Origin of the sequence: Mycobacterium paraffinicum (genome assembly GCF_025822865.1) — a bacterium.
GTDB classification, from domain to species: domain Bacteria; phylum Actinomycetota; class Actinomycetes; order Mycobacteriales; family Mycobacteriaceae; genus Mycobacterium; species Mycobacterium paraffinicum.
This window is the reverse complement of sequence record NZ_JACKUR010000027.1, coordinates 57,507-81,647: the sequence shown is the minus strand read 5'-3', so window position 1 is coordinate 81,647 and position 24,141 is coordinate 57,507. Positions and strand designations below refer to the sequence as shown.

Genomic DNA, 24,141 nt, shown 5'->3' with positions numbered 1-24,141 from the left:
GGAAGCCCTCCCGCCCTGGTTAGACTCCCCGTGAAGGCGAGGCAATGACGCGTAGGACGATCGTCATCACGGGCGCCAGTGACGGAATCGGCGCCGCGGCGGCCCGCCGGCTACACCGCAGCGGCGCGAACGTTGTACTGGTCGGACGGACGCAAAGCAAGATTGCCGCCATTGCCGCTGAGCTGGACGCCGCACATTTCTCCGCCGACTTCGCGGACCTGTGCCAAGTGCGGGCCCTGGCGGACAAAATCCGCTCGGAATACCCGCGCATCGACGTACTGGGCAACAACGCCGGTGGTGTGTTCAGCAAGTTGCGCGAGACCGCAGACGGCCACGAGATCACTCTTCAGGTCAACTACCTGGCGCCCTTTCTGCTCACCACCATGTTGCTCGACGTGCTCGTCGCGTCGCACGCCATCATCGTCAACACGTCGAGCTCGTCGCAGCGGCTGCTCCGCCACGTCACCCTCGGCGATTTCGAAACGACCGCCGGGCGCACACCGAGCACCGCCTACGCACTGGCGAAACTGGCAAACATCTTGTTCACCAGGGAATTACATCGGCGCTACCACGCCGACGGGCTTTCGGCCGCCGTGGTGCATCCGGGCTTCGTCAACACCAACATCGGTCAATCGTCGGGTTCACGTTTCCTGACGACCATGCAGCGCACCCCGGTCAGCCGCCTCATCAAAACCCCGGACCAGGGTGCCGACCAGCTGGTGTGGTTGGCCTCCAGCACCCCCGGCGTCGACTGGGCATCCGGCGAGTACTACTCGAAGGGCAAAGTTGCGAGGGCCAACCGCGCGGCCGACGATCCCGTGCTCGCGCGCGAGCTGTGGGATCGCACCTTGGCCAAGGTCACCTAGCCGCGGCCACAGACCGCCGAGCGTCACGCCAGCGTGGCGTCGGGCGCCGAGCGTCACGCCAGCGTGACTGCGGGCGGCCGGCGATGCCGTGGAGCCAGGCCAGCCTCGCACCCTTCTTCTCGATACCAGTTGGTATCCAATCGATACTGAGGAGTATGCTGCTGGTCATGTCGCCCGTCAAGCCGCTCCGAACCCGCCCCACTCGCGACGAGGTCCGCGACCGGATCCTGGACGCGGCGTCGAAGGTATTCGCCGCCGAAGGGTTCGCCGGTGCAACTATCGATGCGATCGGGCAGGCCGCGGGCTTCACCAAGGGTGCGGTCTATTCGAATTTTGAATCCAAGGACGAGCTGGTCTTGGCTCTCCTCGACCGCCAGTTCGAGCTTCGTGGCGAGCAGATTGCGACAGCGCTGGACCGCAGCGGCGGCGACATCGTCGCGGCCGCACGCGAATTGAGTAGATCGGTACTTGACACTGTTCGCGACCATTCCGACTATTACGTGTTGTTCGTCGAATACTGGCTGCGCGCCCAGCGTGACCCCCAACTACGCGAGCGCCTCATCGAACGCCGCCGCGCCGCCGCCGCCGACCAAGCGCTGCACATCGTCAGATCGACCCCCTCCGTGGCGTCGGATCGCGAGCTGGCCGACGTCGCCCAGCTCGTCGTCACGATCAACCTCGGCATCGCGATGGAAGAAATCCTGCGTCCTGGGGCCATGAACCCCGACCTGCTCGCGGAGCTCATCACCGTGGCGCTGGAATCGGTCCTGGTTTCCGCCGATCGGGGAGAGGCCCACCATGGATACAAATGACGTGCCGGAAGCTGCGGCGCCGGTGATCACGGCCCGCGGTTTAGGCGTCGACGGCGAGCACGGCCCCCTCTTCTCGGATATCGATCTCGCGCTCACCCCGGGTTTTCACGCGATTCAGATGCCCGGCGGACCTGGCCAGACCACGCTGCTGCTGACGCTCGCGGGACGTTTCAAGCCAAGCCGCGGCACGCTGACCGTCCTCGGCGAAACAACCGCGCACGCGATCCGTCGGCACTGCTCGATCGCGGCCTTCGAAGACATTGACGACCTGGAGGAGTCGGTGACCGTGGGGACCGTGCTCGCCGAGCAACGCCGGTGGTTGGCGCCGTGGTATTCATCGGTGCCGCTGCAAGCGGGTCCGGCCGAGCTGACCGAGGTTTTCGGTGAAGTACCTCCACCGTCCCACGACACCTACATCGTGGAATTGTCGGACCTGGAACTGTTTTTGATGCGAATCACGCTGGCGTTGCTGTCGCATCGTCCGATCCTGGTGGTCGGCGATCTCGAACAGGTTCGTGACAATTCCCGGCGAGCGATCGCGGCCGACAGGCTCGGCGTGATCGCCAAGCAGCGCACCGTCGTCGTCGGGGTGACCAACCCGCTCGGTGGGGACGCACCCGACCACGAACTACACGATCACCGCATCGTGACCGGAGAGGACTGAAGATGCTGGCTGGACTCGCCTTCGGCTCGGAGATCAAACGTTTCGGCCGTAGCCGATTGACGCGCGTTGCCATCGTCGTGCTGATGCTGCTGCCCCTGGTGTATGGGGCGCTATACCTGTGGGCGTTCTGGGATCCCTTCGGCCACACCAACAAGATGCCGGTGGCGCTGGTCAACTCCGACCGTGGCGCCGTCGTGTCCGGGCAGCAGTTCAACGCGGGGGCGGAGATCGCCAAAAGCCTCACCGCGGACGGCGGTTTGGACTGGCACGTCGTGGACTTGCCGGAGGCACGCAACGGAGTCGACCACGGCAAGTACTACTTCATGGTCGAGTTGCCGCCGGACTTCAGCGCGGCGATCGCGTCACCGGTGACCGGGCAACCCAAGAAGGCCAACCTGATCGCCGTCTACAACGACGCCAACAACTACATCTCGACGAGCATCGGTCGCACCGCCATCGGGCAGGTACTCAACGCCGTGTCCAGCCGGATCTCCGGACAAGCCGTCAATCAGGTGCTGTCGGTGGTGGTTTCGTCGGGATCGGGTATCAAGCAGGCCGCCGACGGGGCCGCTCAACTCGATGACGGCGCCGGTCAGCTGGTGGCCGGTCTGGACACCGCCCGGTCCGGCTCGGCAACGCTTGCCGCTGGAGCCAAGCAACTCTCAGACGGAATCAACCAGGCCACCGACCCGCTGCTCGCGGTGACCAAGGCGGTCTCGCAAATCGGCGGCAGCACGCAACAACTGCAACAGGGCGCATCCGCGCTTCAGCAGGCCAACGACCAGATCGGTGCGATCGCCACGGCGCAGGATGCTGCCGCAAACTCGCTCTCATCGGTGATCGATCAGCTCTCCGCACGACAGGATCCGCTGGCAAACAACCTGCGGGGCATCCAAGATCAGCTCCGGGGCCACCAGTTCACGCCCCAGATCCGCCAACAGCTCGCCGATGCGCAGAACGCGGCGATCGCCTTGACATCGGGGTTGCGTACCCCGGGCAGTCCGCTCGGTTCGGCGCTCGACCAGGTCGGCAGCAAGGGGCAGGACCTGACGAACAGGCTCACCCAGCTGCGCGACGGAGCCCAGCAGGTTGCCACCGGCAACGCCGAATTGGCCGGCGGCATCGCCAAACTCGACGACGGCGCACGACAACTCAAGACGGGATCGGCCGAGCTGGCGACCAAACTCGCCGACGGGGCCAAACAGGTGCCCAACTGGACAACCCAGCAAAAGGATGCGGTCGCCGACACCATCGGTGGTCCGGTAAAACTCGAGGCCTCACATGAGAACGCCGCGCCCAACTTCGGCACCGGCATGGCCCCGTTCTTCCTCACGCTCGCCTTGTTCTTCGGCGCCTTGGTGCTGTGGATGGTGCTGCGCCCCTTGCAGAGTCGCGCCATCGCAGCGGAGGTGCTCGCGATCCGCGTGGTGCTGGCCAGCTACCTGCCTGCGGCCGCGATCGCGGTATTCCAAGCCATCATCCTTTACTGCGTGGTCCGATTCGCCCTCGGTGTGCACGCCGTGCACCCGGCGGCGATGCTGGGGTTCATGATGCTGATCTCCGGTGCATTCGTGGCCGCGACCCAGGCGATCAACGCGCTTGTCGGTCCGGCGGTGGGCCGGGTGCTGATCATGGCCCTGCTCATGTTGCAGCTCGTCAGCGCGGGCGGCATGTATCCCGTGGAAACCACGTCACGGCCTTTCCAGATCTTGCACCGCTTCGACCCGATGACCTATGGCGTCAACGGACTCCGGCAGCTCATACTCGGCGGGATCGACGCCCGACTATGGCAGGCGATCATCGTCCTGATTGGGATAACGGCTGTCGCACTGGCGATCTCCTGCCTGTGCGCGCGAAGAGACCGGGTCTGGAATCTCAGCAGGTTGATCCCCGCGATCAAGATGTAGCCAAACGTTCCGCGTCAACAATCGACGTTGCATGATGGTGGACAAGCTCTGCAATCGAGAGGAAGCCGATGTTGGGTGTTCACCATGCCGCGATCTGTACCGCCGACGTCGAGCGCTCGAAGCGGTTCTGGCGTGACGGCCTAGGACTCGCCGAACTTTTCGACCACACGTTCACCGGGAATTGGCCAGAACTGTTCGGCGCCAAGACCGACCGGTTGCAATCGATATTCCTGGGCGATCCCCAGGCATCCGATGCCGGCATCGTCGAACTGGTCGTCTTCGACGGCGCCGACGAGGCGGTTGTGCCGCCCCAGTGTCCGCGGCACGGCTTCTTTCTGCTCTCCCTACAGCGCGACGTCGACGAAACGCTCGCCAGGCTCGCCGAATTGGGGTTCGCCGACGGTGTTCATCGAATCACCATGCCGGCTCTGGGCGGAAAGACGGTGCCGATGGCCGTCATCACCGCGCCCGACGGCGTACTGGTCGAGCTGATCGGGCCGGCGCAATGACGGCGCTGGTCACCGGCGGCGGATCCGGAATCGGGCGTGAAGTTGCCGGACGGCTGCGCGATGCGGGCCATGACGTAGTGGTGTGGGATCTGGTCGGTGGCGACATCGCCTGCGACGTCAGCGATCCCGACGCGGTGTCGGCCGCCATGGAGCAAACCGTGCGCGACCACGGCGCGCCCGCGCGAATCGTCACCTGCGCCGGAGTCGGCGCGTCGGGCCTGTTACTCGAGCAGTCACCCGCGGACTGGAATCGGGTGTTGGGGGTCAACCTCACGGGCACCTGGCTGACGATTCGCGCCGGGGCGCGGGCACTGGTCGACGCCGGGGTCGGCGGCTCGATCGTTGCCGTCTCCAGCATCAGCGGCACCGTCGCCGATCGGGACATGGGTGCCTACTGCGTGTCCAAGGCCGGGGTGGACATGTTGGTGAAGGTCGCCGCCTCGGAGTGGGGCGCGCACGGCATCCGGGTGAACGCGGTCGGGCCGGGCGTCACGCGCACGCCGATGCTGGCGAAACCCGAACAGTTACCAGGCTGGGTGGAAGGCCTGTCCGAACGGACGCCGCTGGGCGGGCTGGGGGACGCCGCCGACGTGGCGGGCGCGATCATGGGTGTCCTCGAGTTGCCCTGGGTGACGGGCCAAGTCGTCCACGCGGACGGCGGCCTTGCGCTGCACAGTCCGATCGACGCCTACGGTCAACTGCAACGGGTGTTGGGCCGGAAAGGGCTCAGCTGAGCCCGAAATCGATGATGCCCCGAATGATCTTGCCGTTGCGGAGGTCGTCGTAGGCATCGTTGATCTCATCGAGGCGATAGCGGCGGGTGATCATCTCGTCAAGCTGGAGCTGCCCGGTTTGATAGAGCTTTGCCAGCCGGGCGATGTCCGCCCTCGGGTTGCACGAGCCGAAGAGTGTCCCCGCCAGCGTCTTGTTCATCAGGATGAAGTCCTGCAGGTCGATCTTTACCGACCGGGTCAACTGCGATGTCATGCCGGTGAGCACACACGTCCCGCCCTTGCGGGTCAGCTGCAGCGCATCGCGGACGTCACCGGCGGTGATCAACGAAGGGGAGACCACGACGGCATCGGCCATGACGCCATATGTCAAGTCCCGCAGCATTTCCTGCGCTTCGGCGATCGTTCCAGCGCTGTGGGTCGCGCCGAACCGCAGCGCCGATTTCTGCTTGAAGTCCACCGGGTCCACGGCAATGATCTGCGCGGCGCCGCTGATCCGTGCGCCCTGGATCGCACCCGTGCCGATTCCGCCCGCGCCGATGACGACGACCGTGTCACCGCCGCGCACTCCGGCGCGATTGGCGGCCGAACCGTAACCGGTCGGAATCGCACACGACAGCAGCGCGGTCGGCGCCAGCGCCAGGTTCGGGTCGATCTTCACCAGTGAATTCGTCGACACCACAGTGTGTTCGGCGAACGCCCCGACCTTGGCCAGATGGCCCAGCGGCCGGCCGTCGGCGGTGTGATGGCGAAAGGTCCCGTCGGTGGGCATTCCGGGGGTGAGGGTGAAAGCGCCGACGTCACAGATGTATTCCATACCTGTCGCGCACCAGCGGCACTGTCCACATACCGCGACGAACGACATCACCACGTGATCGCCGGGGGCGAAATCCGTTACACCATCGCCGACTTGGCGCACGATGCCGGATCCCTCGTGACCTCCGATCGTCGGGAACATGGTCGGCAGGCCGAGGGATCGCATCACCTCGTTGGGCGCCGACATGTCACCTTTGAGGATGTGGTCGTCGGAGTGACATAGGCCGGCCGCCGCCATCTCGACCAGGACTTCGCCGGCGCGGGGCGGATCGAGTTCGAATTCCTCGACGGACCAGGGCCCGCCGACGTCGTGCAGGAGCGCCGCGCGGCTTTTCATGTGGCCGGGGCGAACGTGACCGGAAGCTTGTTGGGGGAACGGAACGTAAGCCCGACGATCTTCGATTCCTGGCCGGTTCCGTCATCGGCCACGAAGGCCAGATCTTTGACGCGGTCGAAGAGGCTGTTCAGCATGACCCGGGTCTCGAGCCGGGCCAGATGCATGCCGAGGCACATGTGGATACCGCCGGCGAACGCGATGTGCGCTTGGCGCGGCCGGCGGATGTCGAAGGTGTTGGGGTCGGTCCACCGGGTCTCGTCGCGGTTGGCCGAGCCCATGCACATGTCGATCTGCGCGTCGGACGGGATTGTCTTGCCGCCGATTTCGACGTCTTGGGTGGTGGTCCGCATGACCATGGTCAGTGGGGTTTCGAAGCGCAGGCCCTCTTCGATCGCCATCGGTATCAGCGACCGGTCCCGGTAGACGAGCTCGAGCTGCTCGGGGTGGGTCAGCAGCAGGTAGAGCAGGTTGCCCGACGACCGGTAGGTGGTTTCCAGCCCGGCGGGGAGCAGCAGGCGCAGGAACGCGATGATCGCCTCGTCGGTGAGCTTCTCGCCGTCGATCTCGGCGGCCACCAGATCGCCGATGATGTCGTCGGTGTGTTTGCGCCGCCGCTGTTCGACCTGTTCGAGGAAGTAGCCGTGCAGCTCCGCGGCCGCGTTGAGCCCGGCCATGATGTCGGTCGGGATGGAGATGAGGTCCAGGGACAACCGCCGGAAGAAGTCGAGGTCCTCAGGGGGCAGGCCGAGCAGCGTGGAAATGATGCGGGTGGGGAATTCGAACGTCACCGCCTTGACCAGGTCCGCGTGGCCGTCGTTTTTGATCTCGTCGACCAATTGATCGCACGCCGGTCCAATGACCGACGGCTCCCAGCGTTCCAGGGCGGTGGCGCGGAAGGCCTTGGCCACTAGGTTGCGATGATCGTGGTGCTCCTTGCCGCCCATCGCCAGAATGGTGTGGCCCATCACCAAACCGATGGTCTCGTCGTACTTGTGAGAGCTGAAGATGCGGTCGTCGCGGAACGCCTGGAACACCGGGTCGTAACCGAACAGCACCCACTCGTCGTTCGGCCGCAGCTCTTCTGGCATCTGCGAGTGGTCCGTCAGCGCGCCGTGCCAAACCGGGTCAGTGCGCCTCATGTATTCGAAGAACGGGTAGGGGCTCGTTTCGCCGGTGAGGTCGAGTGTGACGGGCTGGTTGGCGGGGTCGGTGCTGAGCGTCATTCAGCGCTCCTCCTGGGCAGCCGGTAAGCGGATTGGTATGCGGGATCATCGCTATCATAGTATAGATAGCAACTAAGCCCAACGGCTTGTCGTGGTTACCGTAACGGGCACAGTATTGATGCTGCGTGGCGTCGGAGGCGGTGATGGAAGTGGCCGAGCGGCGATTCGTGTGCTCGCTGGACGATCTGCCGCCCGGCGGAATGAAGCTGGTCGACGTCGGGAAGTTCGGCGTCGGCGTGTACAACGTGCGCGGCCAGTTCTACGCGATCGTGAACTATTGCTCGCACGAAGGCGCCCCGCTGTGCCTGGGTCTTCTCGGCGGGACGAACGAGTTCGCCCCCGACGAACCCGGCGGGCTGCGGCGCGTCCGCGACGGTCAAATCGTCCGGTGCCCTTGGCACAACTGGGAATTCGACATCACCACCGGTCAAAATCTCGCCGATCCGACGCGGCGTATCCGCACCTACCAGGTCGATGTCGCCGACGGGGAGGTGTACCTGACCGCATGATCAACCAGGTCATAGATGCCAACGTGCAGCCGCACTTCCGCTCCAACGCGGAGATCCGGCGCTACCTGCCCGCCGCCCACCAGCTGCGGTCGATCCCCGACGTCGAACAGCAGTGGTACTCCGCGCCCGGCGGCGATTACCGGCAGGACCTCTACGGGGAGCACTACCCGGGGTCCGACCCGGAGACGGTCAGTCGCGACCTGTTCGCGCAGGGCGTCGAGTACGCCATCCTCAACCCGCTGACCCGCGGCAACATCGCCGACTACCTACTCAACAGCAGAATCTGCGCAGCGGTCAACGACTGGCTGCTCGACCGCTGGATCGAGCCCGACAACACCGATCGATTCCGGGGCACCATCCGCGTCAATCCGGAAGACCCCAAGGGGGCGGTCGCGGAGATCGAGCGCCTGGGCGATCACCCGAAGCTGGTCCAGGTCGGTGTCCCGATGCAGTCACGCGAGCCCTACGGCAAACCGATGTTCGAGCCGATCTGGGAGGCCGCGGCCGCCCACGGGTTGCCAGTGGCGGTGCACATCAACGGCGGGAACGGCGTCGACTACCCGCCCACCTTCGCGGGGCACGCTCATACCTATCCGGGATATGCCGCGTTCATGCCGCTGAACTACTTCGTACATCTGGCCACCCTCATCGTCGAGGGCATGTTCGGCAGGCACCCTGGCCTCAAATTCGTCTTCGCCGACGGCGGCTACGACATCCTCACCCCGTTGATCTGGCGGCTGGACACCTTCTGGGTGTCGATGCGCGACCAGACACCGTGGGTCGACCGCTACCCGAGCGAATACCTGCCTGGCCACGTCAGGTTCTGCTCGTCGGCGTTCGACGGGCCGACCGACGCCGGCGACGCGCAGCGCTGGTTGGAGTTCAGCGGCAAGTCCGACCTGCTGATGTACGGGTCGGCGTATCCCCATTGGTCCACTACTCCGCCGCAGACCATTGCCGAGGGCCTCGATCCCGCCCAACGCGACAAGGTGCTGTGGCGAAACGCCAGCGAGCTGTACGGGTTGAAGGAGCGTGTCCGATGACCACGATCGAACGGGTCGATTCGCCGACCGGTCATGACGACGAAATTGCGGTGAGCATCGTGGACACCGACGTGCACCCCTTGCCCGTCTCGACCGACGTGCTCAAGTCGTACGCGCCGCCCGAATGGGTGGACAAGATATGGCCGACCGGAAACGCCGTCACCCCGGTGCCGCATTTCTACGACACACCGGATTCGTACAAGACCATGTCGCTGCGCATGGATGCCGCCCCGCCGGGTGGCGGGTTCGCGGGCAGCGACCCGGAGTTCGCCGCCAAGCAGTTGCTGCTCGACGCCGGCGTCAGCATTGCGACGCTGGAACCGATGTGTGACGCCCAGCTGCCACAGGCCGAACACGTTCTGAAGTCCGCCTACAACGACTGGCTTGCCGACGTCTGGCTCGACACGAACAACGAGCACGGCCGCTGGCGCGGATCGATCAGCGTCAGCGCGCAGACGCCCGAACAGGCGGCGCGCGAGGTCGAACGGTGGGCGGGACACCCATACATGGCCCAGGTGCTGATGACACCGCAGACTCGTGGGATCCCCTTCGGCAACCCACATTTCGACCCGCTCTATGAAGCCGCGGCGCGCAACGGTTTCCCGGTCGCCACGCACCTGATGGGGCAGACACCGTTCGAGCTGATCCCGCTTTATCCCGTCGGCAACCCCGCGCACTGGCACGACTTCTTCGCGTCCTGGCCACTGCTATATGTCTCGCACCTGATGAGCCTGGTCTTCGACGGCGCCTTCGACCGCCACCCCGACCTGCGGGTGGTGTTCGTCGAAGGTGGCTTTACGTGGGCGATGCCGGTGATGTCGCGGATGGACCGCATCTGGGAAGCCCGCCGCGGCGACCTGCCCCACGTGCGTCGCCGTCCGTCGGAGTATGTGCGCGAACATGTTCGGTTCACCACCCAGCCGCTGGAAGATGCTGACACCGTGCAGTTCCGCGAGTACCTCGAGATGATGGACCTGGGCGACAACCTGATGTTCTCGACGGACTACCCGCACTGGAGCTACGACTCGCCAACCTATGCGATCAACCGATTCCCGGCCGACCAGCGCGAGCGGATCATGCGCGGCAACGCGACCGCTCTCTACGGGCTGCCGGCGACGGTCAAGGCGCTTCCCGGCGAACGGTGAATTCCGCCCGAGCTGAAGCGATACGCACCTCGTCTTTCAACACCCGGAATCGCAGGTCTACCTTGAAGAAGGTTTCCGGCACGGCCCCGCGCCCGGACCGGACGAGCCCGCATGACGAGCCCCGGAAGACGAGAAGGTATGACACAAACGAATCTGACGCGGCCACAGGGCCTTAACCGGATCGACCCGGTGCTCCGGGAGGCCGCCACCGCATTGGGCGTCGTCGAATTCCGCGCCGAGACACTGCCCGCCGAACGGGAGCACGCCAACCGGCTCGCAGCCGAGCGCGCCGCCGCGGTCGGCACCGTCGATGTGGCCGTCGAAACGCGCAGCATCGCCGGGCCGGGCGGCCATGAGCTGAAGCTCCGCTTCTACCGGGGTCCCGACCTCGATCGAGCCGGGTCAGGTGCACCCATTGTCCTGTACGCCCACGGCGGGGGATTCGTGACCGGCAACCTGGACACCGATCATGCACCGTGCGTAGAGCTGGCCAAAGAAGGCGGATGCCTGGTGGTATCGGTTGACTACCGGCTCGCGCCGGAACACCCGTGCCCGGCTGCGTTGGACGATGTCGAGGCCGGCCTCTACTACGCCATCCGCAATTGCGCCGAGCTGAAGGTTGACGTAAACCGCATCGCGGTGATGGGCCGCGACGCGGGCGCGGCGCTGGTCGCGGGCCTGAGTCAGCGCATGTTCGATGACGAAGGCCCACAGATTCTGGTGCAGATCCTGCACCAGCCGATGCTCGATTCCGACGCCACCCAATCCCGGCGCGAGTTCCAGCGCACGCCGGGCCTCAATGGGCCGGCCGTGAGCCGGGCGTGGGGTCATTACCTCGGTCACGCGAGCGCCAACGGCCAGCACGTCCCCGCGCACCGCGCGAACCTCGAGGGCCTGCCGCCGACGTTTATCAGCTGCGCGGAGATCGATCCGTGCCGCGACGAAGCCATCGACTACGCGAACAGGCTGTTGCACGCCTACGTGCACACCGAATTGCACGTCATCGCAGCGGCATTCAACGGTTTCGATGCGTTGGTTCCCGATTGGGTGGTTTCTCAGGAGAACCGGGCGCTGCACGCGCGGTCGCTGCGCCGCGTGTTCGCCATGTGAACGCTGAGCAGTGCTATCGACGGAACTCCGGTATCTCTTACCGTAGAGCTCGTTGCTACCATCGAAAACGCCGGAGAACTCTCCACGAGAGGCAGCATGACCACACTCGACTCTCCCGAAAAGACGCTGTTCACCTCGACCACTCAGGCGTTTCTGGAAAAGGAAGCGCCGCTGCGGCGCGTGCGGGAGTTGCACGCCGCCGGGGTGTCGTTTGATCCGGCCTGGTGGCGGCGCGCCGCGGAGCTCGGCTGGACGGGCCTCTTGGTACCGGAGGAATTGGGCGGCGGCAGCGTTTCGGACAGCGGTTTGGCGGATCTGGCCATGGTCGCCGAACAGCTCGGCAAGACCGTGGCGCCCGGGCCGCTGTATCCGGTCAGCGTCGTACTGTCCGCACTCGTCGAGTGTGCGGACTGGCAACCGCACACGGCCATCATCGAGGCGCTGGTGTCCGGTGAAACCGTGGCATCGTGGGCGGTTTCGGAGCCGGGCCGGGGGTGGGCGCCGCTGAATCCGTCGGTGACGGCCACCCCGACCGATTCGGGCTACCGCATCGACGGCACCAAGGACCGGGTCGAGGCCGGCGCGCAGAGCGCGGTGCTGCTGGTGGTGGCTCGCAGCGGTGAGGAGCTCCGCCAGTTTTTGGTACCCACGGACGCGCCCGGCGTCACGATCGAGCCCCAGCAGTCGGTCGACCTGGTCAAGCAATATGCCCGGGCGCATTTCGTCGGCGTGATGGTGGATCGATCGGCGGCGGTCGGCACCGCCGCCGAGACCGCCACGCTGATCGACCGGCAGAGCCGAATCGCCCAGATCCTGCAGTGCGCCGAGGTGGTCGGCGTCTTGCAGACGGTGTTCGACCTGACCGTCCAGTGGGCGTTGGACCGGCACACCTTCGGGCGCCCGCTGGCGTCCTACCAGGCCCTCAAGCACAAGTTCGCCGACATGAAGCTGTGGCTGGAAGCCTGCCGAGCCACCACGGCCGCGGCGGTCGCCGACGTCGCCGCCAACTCACCCGGGGCGGGCCTGTCGGCCAGCATCGCCAAGTCCTACGTGGGCGAGATGGCCGGCCAGATCGTCCAGGCCTGCGTGCAGATGCACGGGGGCATCGGCGTCACCTGGGAACACGACCTGCACCTCTACCTGCGCCGAATCACGTTGTACCGCTCCATGTTCGGAACACCGGAGGAACACAACCTACGCGTGTATGAACACGAGAAGTTGGGTCGTTCCAACAAATGACGCCGACCGAATCCGTTGCCGAGTTCGCGGCCCGGGCCAGGGAATGGCTGGCGGGCAACATGCCCCGCATCGATCCCGAGTGCCCACCGCCCGCCCCGCGCGACGACGAACGATCCTGGCTGCGGGCAAGGGAGCTGCAAAAGCGGCTGTACGAAGGCGGATTCGCCGGGATCTGTTTCCCGCGCGAGTACGGCGGCCTCGGCCTGGACTACGAGTACCAGAAGGCATTTGACGCGGAGACCATCGACTACGAGATGCCGCTGATCCTCAACACCCCGACGTTCACCATCTGCTGCGCCACGCTGCTCGACACCGGCAGTGAGGATCAGAAGAAGCAACACATCGCGGCGGCGCTGCGCGGCGACGAGGTGCTGGTGCAGCTGCTGTCCGAGCCAAGCGGCGGATCCGACCTGGCCGGCGTCCTGACCCGCGCCGAGCGCCGGGGCGACCGCTGGGTACTCAATGGCGCCAAGACATGGAGCACCAGCGCGTTCGCCGCCGACTACGGACTGTGTCTGGCTCGCACCAACTGGGATGTGCCCAAGCACGAGGGCTTGACGATGTTCCTGGTGCCCATCGCTCATCCGGGAATTACGTTGCGGCGCATCACCATGCTGAGCGGTTCCACCGAATTCTGCGAGGAGTTCCTCGATGGGGTGGACGTCGGCGACGACGCCGTCGTAGGGGAGGTCGATAATGGCTGGGCGGTGGCGTCGCGGCAGCTGTACCACGAGCGCCGGGCGGTGGGGCAGGGCTCCGAGTTCGCCAGTGGCGCAGGCCACGAGGGTGGCCACACGACGCCGATCGACTATGCCGACCTTGCCGAGAAGACGGGCCAGGCCGACAACGAACGGGTGCGCGAGCTGGCCGGGCGGGTGCTGGTGCATCGCGCGGTGGCCGAGCAGCTGATCGACCATGTGTACCGCAACGTCAGGGATGGTGTCCTGCCTCCTGAGGCGGGCACGCTCATCAGGCTCTTCCACTCCGAAACAGTGACCCTCGAGATGGACACCGCGCTCGCGATCGCGGGTGCGGCCGGCGTCGTGGGACAAATCGGCGAAGGACTGGAGGCGGGGCTGCGGTATCTGTCGCGGCAGAATGTCGCCATCGGCGGCGGCACCACGGAGATGGCGCGCAACGTCATCGGCGAGCGGGTGCTTGGCTTTCCGCGGGAATACGCAGCCGACCGGGGCGTGCCGTTCAAGCAGGTGCGGCACGGCCGGCGATCCGACCGGCCCTAGCCCTCGGCGACGAGATTCTCGGCGAGCCCGCCGGCCACCGGGAGTTGTACCAGCGACAAGACATGGTGCGCCGGGCTTCCCGGCGGGGCCACCAGCACGTACTCACTGCCCTGTCGTTGTGCGCGGTCGCGCGCGGCCGCCAGCGCGCTGACGCCGGCCGACCCGAGCTGGGTAACGGCGCTCAGATCGATGGTCAACGGCGCTACGCCGGAACGGCTTTCGACCGCGATCTGGCGATCCAGTGTGGAGGCGGTGGTGGAGTCGACGTCGCCGCTGACGACAATGCGGCCCGGTTCGGTGACCACGGAGACGAATTCGGAGTTCGTCGACCGCTGCTGCCGATCGGCCCGGCTGACGAGTGTATCTGTGACGAAATTGGCGGGCCGCGACAGGCGGTGCGTCAACCTGGCGGTGGTTCCGCCGGGCCCGTGAGTGACCTGGGCACTGGATACCAGGGCTTCGGCCATGGCAAGCCCGCGGCCACGACCCTGCTCGCCTTCGCGATGATCCTTCCACTGCCCGTGGTCGATGACCGACGCGTACAGGTTGCCGTCCCCGGCCAGCGACGCCTCCACGACGACCCCGTCGGAAACCTCTGTGGCGTAGCCGTGTTCGACCGCATTCTCGACGAACTCCGAGATCGCGTGCACGATGTCGGAAATGTCATCGGGCGCGGCGCCGACCTCGGAGAGCCACTGACGCAGGCGCGAGCGAACCGCGCGCGCGGCATGAATCGTGGCATCCAGCGTCATCTGGAGCGGTGGTGGCGGCGTACGCCGTTGCGCCGCAAGCAGTGTGATGTCGTCGCTGTAGCCGGTCGACCGCAGCAGCAGTTCCAGCGTCTCCGAACAGATGCGGTCGATGGGCCGCCCCGAGGACTCGATCACGAACCCGCCCTGGCCACGCGCGATGGTGGCCGCCAAGTCGGCGAATTCGGCGGTGCTGGCCACCAGCGGCCGGCCGGGACGTTCGATAAGACCGTCGGTGTAGAGCATGACCGCGTCGCCCACGTCCAGGAATTCGGTGCGCACCGGGAAACCCGTGCCGCTGCCCAGCGGCCCGGCGCCGGACGGCTCAAGGTAACGCGAATCGCTCTCCGAACCGACGAGCAACGGTGGCGGGTGCCCGGCCGTGCAGTACTGGAATTCGCCCGTGCCGAAGTCGAGCGACCCCACGCACACGGTGGCCGACCTCGAGCCGGGCACATGTTCGTGGAAGCGGTCGACCGCCGCCAGCGCCTCGGCGAGCGGGTACCCCGCCACAATCTGCATCCGCAGCGCCGTGCGCAATTGCGACATCACCGCGGCCGCCTCGACGCCATGGCCGACGACGTCGCCGACGATGAGCACCAGCCGATCCCCAAGGGGGATCGCGTCAAACCAGTCGCCACCGGCGGCCGTGTCCTCCGCGGCGACGAGGTATTCGGCGGCCACGTCGGCGCCCGGAACGACGGGTACCGACGGCGCCAGCAGTGCCTGCTGCATGACCGTGGCCGAGTCGCGCACGTTGCGGTACCGCTCGGACAACTCCTTCATGCGCGACTCGGCGGCCAGCCGTGCCCGCACCCGGTCGGTCACGTCGACGAACGCGAGCTGTACCCCCTCGATCGAGCCGTCGTCGCCGCGCCGCGCCGTGACGATGAAGTCGAAGAAGTGCTCTTGTGCCGTCCCCGAGCCCTCGAAGTCGGCTTGCACCCGCCACTCGGTTCCCGATTGCGGTTCGCCCGTCTCGTAGACCCGGTCGAACATCGGCAAGATCTGCTGGCTCTCCAGCTCGGGGTAGACCTCCCGCACCAGGAGCCCGATGCTGTCGATCGGCGGACTGAGCGCTCGGTAAGCGGCGTTGACCGCGACGAATCGGTGGTCGGGCCCTTCGAGGCCAACCAACAGCGCGGGGACGTTCTCGAAAATGCGGCGGACGTCGTCGGCCGCGCCCACGGTCTTGTCCCAGTTTCTTTCGGCCGCCATTGACCGTTCCTCCTACGGACCCCTTCTCGGGCTGAGTCCCGCAAGCTGGTCACAAAGCGCTGAGCACTCGCCAGGCACAGTCAGTAAGCGTATCAATGGCAGCCGCATGCTCAATGCAACAGTTTTCCCAGCGTGGCGCGCGGGCCGGCTCGAGCCCGGCAATTTAACCAGGACGGTTTGTAAGTAATCAGCGTGGGTACCACGCTCGCATGGTCAATGTCGGCCCGCGCCGGTTGATCTCGATTTGGCGCAGCATCGTGACCTCGCCGGTGCTCACCCTGAACGGCTGGGTTGCGTTCAACCTGCCGCGAACAGTGACCGCGTTGGGCGGCTCGCTGTTGGTGGGCCTGGTGGCGGTGCATGCCTACGTATGGATCAGGGAACCCGGCGTTCCCTGGTACTTCGCCGTCTACTCGGCGTTGCTGGCGGTGTGTAGCCTGACGGCCGCGGCCGCGATGGTGTTCGCCTTCAAACCGCGTGTGCCACAGGCGGGGTGGTATCTCGGCAGCTTGGTCTGCCTGGCCTTCCTCGTGGTCTACCTGGTCAGCCGCTGGGTCAGCCCGCCGGGGCTGGAGTCGCTGACCGGCCGATGGGATCTGGCGCCGGGCACGTTCGCTTTGGTGTTCGCCGCCGCGTTCATCTCGGTGCACACGACGGTGCTGTCCGGCGTCAACGTGGCCTACCCGCAACGGCAGCAGTGGTACGACTGACTGGAGCCCAGGCATGACGACACTCGACTACCCGGCGTGGCTGCGAGTGGACCATTGGCTCAACGTTCTGTTCGTCACCCTGATCATCCGCAGCGGCATCGAGATCCTCGGCACCCACCCGAAGTTGTATTGGCACGACGACAGCAAACCCGGCAGCGAATGGGCGCGCTTCACCCGCAAGGTCATGCCGCGCAACCGGTTATACGACACCCTCGACGAAGAAGAGTCCTACAGCTCGCTCGTCGCGCTGCCCGGTCACAAGAAATTGGGTATGGGTCGGCATTGGCACTTCTTCACGGTGATCTGCTGGATTCTGCTCGGGTCGTCCTACTACGTCCTGCTATTCGCGACCGGCCAATGGCATCGATACTGGCCTTATTCGTGGTCGATCTTTCCCGAGGCTGCCAACGACATCGTCACCTACATGTCGTTCAACCTGCCGCCGCTGCTCCCCGGCGAGCCGATGGACGCCATTCAGAAGCTGACCTATGCGGGGGTCGTGTTCATCCTCGCGCCATTTCAGATCCTGACTGGGGCCGCGCAGTCGCCGGCGATCGAGGCGCGCTTTCCCTGGTATGTGCGGATGTGGGGCGGCCGGCAGTGGGCTCGAAGCCTGCATTTCCTGGGGTTGGTGGCCTTTGTCGTGTTCATCGCGATCCACCTGTCGATGATCTTCTTCTGGGGCTGGGGTCAACTGACGGCGTCGATGATCTTCGGCTCCGTGCGCAACATCCATTGGGCGACGGCGTTGTCGCTGATGATCATCGGAGCGATCGTCGCCGTCCACATCGCCGCCACCAAATGGAGCCTCCGCCATCCCGTGCAGGTGCGCCGCATACTCGGCGCCGTGGTTACCGGTGCCCGGCTGCTCTTGCTGCGTCCGCTGAACTCCCGGCAGGACTATCCTGTTCGCAAGTTGACCGAAGATCACCGGGTGAACGGAAAGCCGCCCGCGAGTACGGAATACAAAGTGATGGCGGTCCACAACTTCGTCGACTGGCGGCTACCGGTCGGTGGGCTCGTCGAAAATCCGGTGACGTTGGACTTGGCCGCGCTGCGAGCGCTGGCCGAGCGGCAGACGCAGCGGACGATGCACAACTGCGTGCAAGGCTGGACCAGTATCGGCGAGTGGAGCGGAATTCTGCTGGCCCAGCTGGCGGATGTGGTGCGGCCCTTGCCGCAAGCCAAATACATCTGCTTCCTCAGCATGCAGGAGACCGGGCGTGACGAACCCGCGGCAGAGAGACCGGGGGGCCAGTTCTACGAGGTGGTGGACCTCGAACTCGCCTACAAGCCGCAGACGCTGCTGGCGTATGAGATGAACGGGCGGCCGTTGCCCATCAAACATGGTGCGCCGCTGCGATTGCGGGTGGAGACGCAGGTTGGATTCAAGATGGTCAAGTGGATCAACGGGATTGAGTTCATCAACGATTATTCCGGCATCGGTAAAGGTCTGGGTGGCTGGCGTGAGGACCATGTCCACTACGACAAAGACGTGGAGATTTGACATGACCGATGGCGATCCGATGGTGCGGCCGGAACTCATCGCCCTGAATTCCGCCGCGCGGCACCGTGTTATGGAAAACGTTTCCGCCAAGGGCGGTCACTGCGAGGCGTGCGGAGGAACGGAGTTCGAGGTCGGGCACGCCTTGTATTTGGGATTTCTATTCCTCAACGAGGACGATGACGCTTACATGGTGGCGCTGACGTGCCGCAATCCGGATTGTCCAAAGCCGCGCACTGCAATCGTGTTGCCGGAGAGGGACTTTCTCAGCCTGGGGACCTCGGCTTCGGAGAACGCGACCGCATCCTGAAGCGGCGTCCCGTTGCCTGCGCGATCGGATCGCCGGGCAGCGCCGGGCGCGGCAGCCCGAGCTTTTCGGCGAGACCGGAAACCCCGCGGAGATCCTCACATAGCGACTGGAACCGGTGCTCGTTCGTGTCGTCTAGCAGACCGAGCGAGCTGTAGTGCACCAGGCGGGGTAGTCGCCCCGCCAGTGCCGCGCCCCAACGTACGCTGAAGTCGTAAACTTCGCCGTCGTCGACCGAATCCTTTCGGCCCAAAGCCTTCAGGGCCGCAACTTCCTCGGCGAGAAACTCGACGTCGGCGTCGATGCTGACCGGTGCCCGGCCTTCCGATGCCACGCTCATCTGTCCTCCCGTCCCTCTGATCACGCAAGGGCGGGTACCCAGTTTCGTAGGCGCCATCCCGCTCAGCCCGCCGGGAGGGAAATGTGGCGCTGCAGGGTGTGCGCCGAACAGCTCAGGCCGAGACGGGCTTCTTCGCCGGCGCCGACACCTTCATCAGCTTCATCAGGTTGCCGCCCATGATCTTTGCGACGTCCGCCTCGTCGAAGTCGGTGAGCTCGTCGACGAAGGAGATGGGGTCCTTCAGGCCTTCGGGATGCGGCCAGTCCGAGCCGAACAGCACTCGGTCGGTACCCACCATCTTGACGATCTCCGTGAAACGGTCCTCCCAGAAGGGCGTGATGTAGACGCAGCGCTTGAACGCCTCGATTGGGTCCTCGCTGAACGACTGGGGCATCTTCTTGTAGACGCCCTTGAGGCCCTTGAACAAGTCGGGCACCCAGTCGGCGCCATTCTCGATGGACAGGATCCGCAGCTCGGGGTTGCGGGAGAGCGCGCCGTGGCACACCAGCGCACCCATCGCGTCCAGGATCGGCCGGTGGCCCATCGCAAAGCTGCGGAAGGGGGTCGGCTTGAACGGCAGGAACTCATCGCCGGGCTCCCACACGTTCGCGAATTCCGAATAGCCGCTGTCCGAGGCGTGCATCGAGACCGGGATCTCGGCCTTGATGCAGGCCTGCCAGAACGGGTCGAATTCCTCGAGGCCGAACGATCGGCTGCCCTTGAAGCCGGGCACCGGCGCCGGCCGGACCAGCACCGTGCGGGCGCCGCGCTCCAGGACCCATTCGAGTTCTTCGAGAGCACGCTCGACGATGGGCAGCGTGATCACCGGGGTGGCGAAGATGCGGTCCTGGTAGTTGAACGACCACTGCTCGTACATCCATTCGTTGAGCGCGTGGATGACGTCGTGGGTCATCTCCGGGTCATCCTTCATGCGCTCCTCGACCAGGCTGGCCAGGGTCGGGAACATCAGGGCGTAGTCGATGCCCAGCTCGTCCATGACCTCCAGCCGCGCGCCCGGTTCGCGGAAGGCGGGGATGGCCTTCATCGGCTCGCCGAGGATCTCCCGGTAGCTCTTGCCCTGCGCGCCGTTGCGGAAGTAGTCCTCCTGGGCGCCCGGCTTGGCGACCTTCTCGAAGGTCGGGTTCGGGATGTACTCGCTGATGTGGCCGCGCACCACGATCTTGGTGCGACCGCGCACCTGCACGTAGTCGATGACGTTCTTGCGCTTCTCGGGGAGGTACTTGGTCAGCGCCTCCTGCGGCTCGTACATGTGGTTGTCCGCGTCGAACACGGGGAAGGAAAGTTCGCGAGACGGCATGGCGATCTCCTTGCGGAAGTACTCGGGTTCTCGGTAGGTGGTAATGACGTTACCACTTTGGGCCCGTCGCGTGTAGCGCCGCCAGTCGGGTCGGTCGCCGCGCTGGACGTCACGCTGGCGTGACGTTCGTCGCCAGCTGCCGCGCTGGCGTGACGTGCGTCGTCGGCGGCTAAGCGTCCGGCCAGTTGGGGAGCTTCGGCGTCGCCCCGTCAATGACGGCGAAATTCACCGTCGCGGTCGCGGCGAGCTCATCGTCGGCCTCGCCGTAGATGTCCACTTGCATCACCATCGCCCGTCGCCCGGACCGCAGCATCCGGGGCACGGCGAATGCGGAGCCCTGCCGGATCGGGCGCAGGTAACGAATGAAGAGGTCCGCCGTCGTCATCGTGGTGTCCGGCTGCAGGTAGTCCAGCCCGAATTGTCCGCCCGCCACGTCGACGAGTGTCGCGATCAGGCCGCCCTGCAGCGCGCCGGAAGTGTTGACGACGGCCGGACTGACCGGCATCGTCATCGCGAATTCGCCATCTCGGGTTCCCGGCCGCATGCCGATTTGGGCGAACAGTTCGCTCAGCGACGGCGTGGGCGAATCTTCTTCGCCGTCCCGGATACCCAGGGCGCGACTGCAGAAGTCATACAGTTGACCGACGTCGACCGGAGCTCCGTTCAATTCCGTTCCCAGCCAATGCAATCGCTGTGCCCCCATCACCGTCTGCATGACGATGGCGGCCGCCGCCCCGACGTCCACTCCCGGGTTGAAGACGCCCTCGGTGATGCCCTGACCCACGATGTCGCGAATGAGTCGATGCAAGGGCGAGAGCACCCGGGCGTAGTCGCGGGGACGGGTCTCGGCCAGATGTTGGTTATAGAGGGTCAACGCGCGATTGAGGCTGTCTTGGGTGGTCGACTCCGGTTGCTGGCTGATGCGATCGATCACCAGCTTCAGCGCCGCGGTGCTGTCCAGCCCGTCGGTCTCGGCGCGCCACGTCTGAACCGATTGCGCGATGGTCCGGTCGAACAGCGCGAGCAGCAGCTCGTCTTTGCTGCTGAAATGCTGGTAAAAGGCGCGCAGCGATGTCTTGGACCGGGCGACGACCTCTTGCACGGTGAAGTCGGTGCGTCCCGTCTCGCCCAATATCTCGACGGCCGTCTTGATGAAGCGGTCGCCGCGCGTCACTTCGACGTCGTCGCCAAGGTCGGTCATGAGCGATTCGTCCCCTTCCTCGGCGCGGTGCGCGCTATGAGAATGAGGTTACCGTGGGCACCCGGCGTATCCGAGAAACCGTGGTTTCCGTCCCGTTCGTGGTTCCCGGCCGGCGCGCGTCATCTCGGCGGCTTTGCTGTCATGATCCGCTCTACCAGCCGCGATTCAGGGATTAGGCTGCTGGAATGGCAGCGAGCGTGTCCGGGAAGGTTGCATTCGTCACCGGCGGCGCGTCCGGCATCGGCGCGGCGTTGAGCACCGCACTGGTCGACGGGGGTGCCGAGGTCTGGATCGCCGATCGGCAGATCGGCCCTGCGCGGGAGTTCGCACAACGCCTCAACAGCGGCGGTGGTAAGGCGCACGCGATCGAGCTCGATGTGCGCGACTACCCGTCGTTTGAGCGCGCCGTCGCCGAGGCGGTGCAGGAGTCCGGGCGGATCGACTACCTGTTCAACAATGCCGGCATCGGAGTCGCGGGTGAGGTCGACAAGTACACGCTCGACGACTGGAACGACGTCTTCGACGTGAACCTGCGCGGTGTCGTGCACGGTATCCAAGCGGTGTATCCGATCATGATCCGGCAGCACTCCGGGCATATCGTGAACACGGCCTCGATGGCCGGTCTCATGACCACCGCGGGTCAGGCAAGCTATACCGCCACCAAACACGCCGTCGTCGCGTTGTCGAAATCGCTACGGCTAGAGGCCGAGCGCCACGGAGTGCACGTCTCGGTGCTCTGCCCCGGCGTGATCCGGACCCCGATACTTACCGGCGGCAAGTACGGACGGACCGATATGGCGGGAATCAGCAACCAGGAAATCCTCGATATGTGGGAGCGGCTGCACCCGCTGGCGCCTGAAAAGTTTGCCGAGCGCGCGCTTCGCGCCGTGTTACGTGGAGACGCGATCATCGTGGTGCCCGCGTGGTGGAAAGCGTTTTGGTACCTCGAGCGGCTCTCGCCCGCCTTGTCGATGCGAGCGGCAAAAGTAATGCTCAAGCGCGTTCGCGCAATGGAGCAGGCCTCGGCGCCGTCGGCGGGTTGACGATCGGCCTGGCGCGGCAATGAACTTCCGCGGTGCCGATGTGCGATCCCCAAACTTGAGGTGCGCGTGACGATTACGACGAAATCGCGATGGACTTGGGTTCCAGGTAGCTGTCGATTCCCTCGGGTCCCAGTTCTCGACCGTAGCCGCTGCCCTTCACACCGCCGAACGGAGCGAACGGGTCCATGGTGTAGCCCTGGTTGATCCCGAGGGTGCCGGTGCGCACCCGGGCGGCAATCGACAGAGCCCGGTCGGTGTCAGCGCTCCATACCGATCCGGCCAGGCCGTAGTCGGAGTCGTTGGCGATTGCGACCGCGTCGTCTTCGTCGCGATAGGGGATGACGGTGAGCACGGGGCCGAAGATCTCTTCGCGGGCGATGCGCATGCCGTTATCGGCGGAGGCGAACAGGGTCGGCGCGACGTACCAGCCGCGGTCGAGCCCTTCGGGCATCTCGGTCCCGCCGGTGACGACTTGCGCGCCTTCTTCCTGGCCGATCCGGATGTAATCGCGGACGCGAGTCTGTTGGCGGCGGGACACCAGCGGGCCCAGCTGGGTGCCCGGGTCGCTGGGATCACCCACCCGCAGACTGGTCATCTCCGCGGCGAGTGCGTCGACATACTCGTCGTGTCGGTGCTGAGGGACCAGCAGGCGGGTCAGGGCATTGCAGATCTGCCCGCTGTTCGACAGGCTGGCCGATCGCACTCCGGTGGCGACCGCCTCGGGTGCGGCGTCATCGAGGACGATGGCGGCCGATTTGCCGCCGAGTTCCAGACCGACCTTCGTGAGGTTCGCCGCGCACGCGGCCGCCACGGCCCGCCCCGCGGCCGTCGATCCGGTGAACGACACCTTGTCCACCCCGGGGTGCGATACCAGGAGTTCGCCGACGGCGCTGTCGCCGGGCAGGACGCTGACCACACCGGGCGGCAGGTCGATTTCATCGAGAATCTGCGCCAAAAGTAGTGCGTCCAAGGGTGATTCGGGCGCCGGCTTCAGCAGGACCGCGCAGCCGGCGAGCAGCGCGGGCACCAGTTTGGTGGCGATGAGGAATTGGGGCATGTTCCACGGCACGATCGCGGCGACGACGCCAACGGGTTCCTTGTGCACGTGCACGTCTGCACCGAAGAAGCCGCGGCGGGTCTCTTTCCAGGCGTGGCGCTCGGCGAGGTCGCAGAATGCGCGCATCATCATCGCGGGCAGGCCAACCTGGGCGCGCTGGGCGAAGGAGCTGGGAGCACCGATCTCGGCCGTGATGATGCCGGCCATTTCCGCGCGCCGCTGGTCGTAGGCGTCGGCGAGCCGCCGGATCGCGGCGATCCGCTCGGCGGGGATGGTGCGGCTCCAGGCCCCCGAGTCGAGCGCGGCGCGTGCGGCCTGGACCGCCGCCGCCACGTCCGCGGCTTCGGCAGCGGCCACCTCGGCGATGGGTTCCTCGGTGTGTGGGGATATGACCTCGAATACCTCACCGTGCGACAGCACCGAGCGGCCCGGAGCGATCCGCAACCCAAGGTCTTGCTCCATCGAAAGACTCCCATCGGCAATATCAACTACTTGCGATTATGTCGTGGAGCATATACCGTCGGCCCCGACGGGGTCCTGCG

General features: G+C 65.7%; 23 protein-coding genes. 16 read left to right on the top strand and 7 right to left on the bottom strand.

Annotation, left to right across the window (positions count from 1 at the left end):
* Window positions 1–44 precede the first annotated feature (44 nt).
* The 6 genes from H7J89_RS18070 (at window position 45) to H7J89_RS18045 (ending at window position 5,492) form a co-directional block, all read left to right on the top strand.
* Complete coding sequence (locus H7J89_RS18070; RefSeq protein ID WP_264045212.1) at window positions 45–866, top strand: SDR family NAD(P)-dependent oxidoreductase; 822 nt, start codon at window positions 45–47, stop codon at window positions 864–866.
* Window positions 867–1,021: 155 nt separating this feature from the next.
* On the top strand, window positions 1,022–1,678 hold the full coding sequence (locus H7J89_RS18065) for a TetR/AcrR family transcriptional regulator (RefSeq protein WP_264045210.1): 657 nt from the start codon (window positions 1,022–1,024) through the stop codon (window positions 1,676–1,678).
* Entirely contained in the window at window positions 1,665–2,342 is a 678-nt protein-coding gene (locus H7J89_RS18060) for a hypothetical protein (protein ID WP_264045209.1), read from the top strand. The genes H7J89_RS18065 and H7J89_RS18060 overlap by 14 nt, the downstream gene beginning before the upstream one ends.
* A gap of 2 nt (window positions 2,343–2,344) precedes the next feature.
* Entirely contained in the window at window positions 2,345–4,249 is a 1,905-nt protein-coding gene (locus H7J89_RS18055) for a YhgE/Pip domain-containing protein (RefSeq protein ID WP_264045207.1), read from the top strand.
* A 68-nt stretch (window positions 4,250–4,317) separates the two neighbouring features.
* Entirely contained in the window at window positions 4,318–4,758 is a 441-nt protein-coding gene (locus tag H7J89_RS18050; RefSeq protein WP_264045205.1) for a VOC family protein, read from the top strand.
* Complete coding sequence (locus H7J89_RS18045; RefSeq protein ID WP_264045203.1) at window positions 4,755–5,492, top strand: SDR family NAD(P)-dependent oxidoreductase; 738 nt, start codon at window positions 4,755–4,757, stop codon at window positions 5,490–5,492. The genes H7J89_RS18050 and H7J89_RS18045 overlap by 4 nt, the downstream gene beginning before the upstream one ends.
* Here the strand turns inward: H7J89_RS18045 and H7J89_RS18040 are convergent.
* Both H7J89_RS18040 and H7J89_RS18035 read right to left on the bottom strand, forming a co-directional pair.
* The gene (locus H7J89_RS18040) at window positions 5,485–6,642 is read right to left on the bottom strand and encodes a Zn-dependent alcohol dehydrogenase (protein ID WP_264045201.1); all 1,158 of its coding nucleotides are present in this window, start codon (window positions 6,640–6,642) and stop codon (window positions 5,485–5,487) included. The two genes, H7J89_RS18045 and H7J89_RS18040, sit on opposite strands and share 8 nt — an antisense overlap.
* Window positions 6,639–7,865: a cytochrome P450 gene (locus H7J89_RS18035; RefSeq protein ID WP_264045199.1), complete on the bottom strand. Its 1,227-nt coding sequence runs from the start codon at window positions 7,863–7,865 to the stop codon at window positions 6,639–6,641. Before H7J89_RS18035 ends, H7J89_RS18040 begins: the two co-directional genes overlap by 4 nt.
* Before the next feature lie 125 nt (window positions 7,866–7,990).
* On the opposite strand from H7J89_RS18035, the gene H7J89_RS18030 reads away from it, so the two are divergent.
* The 6 genes from H7J89_RS18030 (at window position 7,991) to H7J89_RS18005 (ending at window position 14,152) form a co-directional block, all read left to right on the top strand.
* Window positions 7,991–8,374, top strand: a complete 384-nt coding sequence (locus H7J89_RS18030) for a Rieske (2Fe-2S) protein (RefSeq protein ID WP_264045197.1) — start codon at window positions 7,991–7,993, stop codon at window positions 8,372–8,374.
* A complete protein-coding gene (locus H7J89_RS18025) occupies window positions 8,371–9,417 on the top strand; it encodes an amidohydrolase family protein (protein WP_264045194.1) in 1,047 nt (348 codons plus the stop codon). Before H7J89_RS18030 ends, H7J89_RS18025 begins: the two co-directional genes overlap by 4 nt.
* Window positions 9,414–10,562 carry an amidohydrolase family protein gene (locus tag H7J89_RS18020; protein WP_067260962.1) on the top strand — a complete coding sequence of 383 codons (1,149 nt, stop codon included), beginning with the start codon at window positions 9,414–9,416 and terminating at the stop codon, window positions 10,560–10,562. Before H7J89_RS18025 ends, H7J89_RS18020 begins: the two co-directional genes overlap by 4 nt.
* 138 nt (window positions 10,563–10,700) lie before the next feature.
* Window positions 10,701–11,672: an alpha/beta hydrolase gene (locus H7J89_RS18015; protein ID WP_264045190.1), complete on the top strand. Its 972-nt coding sequence runs from the start codon at window positions 10,701–10,703 to the stop codon at window positions 11,670–11,672.
* Between the two features lie 96 nt (window positions 11,673–11,768).
* Window positions 11,769–12,911: an acyl-CoA dehydrogenase family protein gene (locus tag H7J89_RS18010; protein WP_264045188.1), complete on the top strand. Its 1,143-nt coding sequence runs from the start codon at window positions 11,769–11,771 to the stop codon at window positions 12,909–12,911.
* On the top strand, window positions 12,908–14,152 hold the full coding sequence (locus H7J89_RS18005) for an acyl-CoA dehydrogenase family protein (RefSeq protein WP_264045186.1): 1,245 nt from the start codon (window positions 12,908–12,910) through the stop codon (window positions 14,150–14,152). The genes H7J89_RS18010 and H7J89_RS18005 overlap by 4 nt, the downstream gene beginning before the upstream one ends.
* Here the strand turns inward: H7J89_RS18005 and H7J89_RS18000 are convergent.
* Entirely contained in the window at window positions 14,149–16,119 is a 1,971-nt protein-coding gene (locus H7J89_RS18000; RefSeq protein ID WP_264045183.1) for a SpoIIE family protein phosphatase, read from the bottom strand. The genes H7J89_RS18005 and H7J89_RS18000 overlap by 4 nt on opposite strands.
* A 209-nt stretch (window positions 16,120–16,328) precedes the next feature.
* Between H7J89_RS18000 and H7J89_RS17995 the strand changes: the two genes are divergently transcribed.
* From H7J89_RS17995 to H7J89_RS17985, 3 genes are read left to right on the top strand one after another with little or no spacing between them, the layout of a single operon-like run.
* Window positions 16,329–16,829 carry an oxidoreductase gene (locus H7J89_RS17995; protein WP_264045181.1) on the top strand — a complete coding sequence of 167 codons (501 nt, stop codon included), beginning with the start codon at window positions 16,329–16,331 and terminating at the stop codon, window positions 16,827–16,829.
* 13 nt (window positions 16,830–16,842) lie between these two features.
* Complete coding sequence (locus H7J89_RS17990) at window positions 16,843–18,336, top strand: molybdopterin-dependent oxidoreductase (RefSeq protein ID WP_264045179.1); 1,494 nt, start codon at window positions 16,843–16,845, stop codon at window positions 18,334–18,336.
* A gap of 1 nt (window position 18,337) precedes the next feature.
* Complete coding sequence (locus tag H7J89_RS17985; protein WP_264045177.1) at window positions 18,338–18,643, top strand: hypothetical protein; 306 nt, start codon at window positions 18,338–18,340, stop codon at window positions 18,641–18,643.
* Here the strand turns inward: H7J89_RS17985 and H7J89_RS17980 are convergent.
* The 3 genes from H7J89_RS17980 to H7J89_RS17970 form a co-directional block, all read right to left on the bottom strand.
* Window positions 18,600–18,980 (bottom strand): hypothetical protein, encoded by a 381-nt coding sequence (locus tag H7J89_RS17980; protein WP_264045175.1) that lies wholly within the window; start codon window positions 18,978–18,980, stop codon window positions 18,600–18,602. The two genes, H7J89_RS17985 and H7J89_RS17980, sit on opposite strands and share 44 nt — an antisense overlap.
* A gap of 112 nt (window positions 18,981–19,092) precedes the next feature.
* A complete protein-coding gene (locus H7J89_RS17975; RefSeq protein WP_264045173.1) occupies window positions 19,093–20,298 on the bottom strand; it encodes an amidohydrolase family protein in 1,206 nt (401 codons plus the stop codon).
* Between the two features lie 169 nt (window positions 20,299–20,467).
* Window positions 20,468–21,499, bottom strand: coding sequence for a hotdog fold thioesterase (locus tag H7J89_RS17970; protein WP_264045171.1), 1,032 nt, complete (start codon window positions 21,497–21,499; stop codon window positions 20,468–20,470).
* Window positions 21,500–21,684: 185 nt separating this feature from the next.
* Between H7J89_RS17970 and H7J89_RS17965 the strand changes: the two genes are divergently transcribed.
* A complete protein-coding gene (locus H7J89_RS17965) occupies window positions 21,685–22,542 on the top strand; it encodes an SDR family NAD(P)-dependent oxidoreductase (protein WP_264045169.1) in 858 nt (285 codons plus the stop codon).
* A gap of 73 nt (window positions 22,543–22,615) precedes the next feature.
* Here the strand turns inward: H7J89_RS17965 and H7J89_RS17960 are convergent, their stop codons facing one another.
* Entirely contained in the window at window positions 22,616–24,061 is a 1,446-nt protein-coding gene (locus H7J89_RS17960) for an aldehyde dehydrogenase (protein WP_264045166.1), read from the bottom strand.
* Window positions 24,062–24,141: the final 80 nt, after the last annotated feature.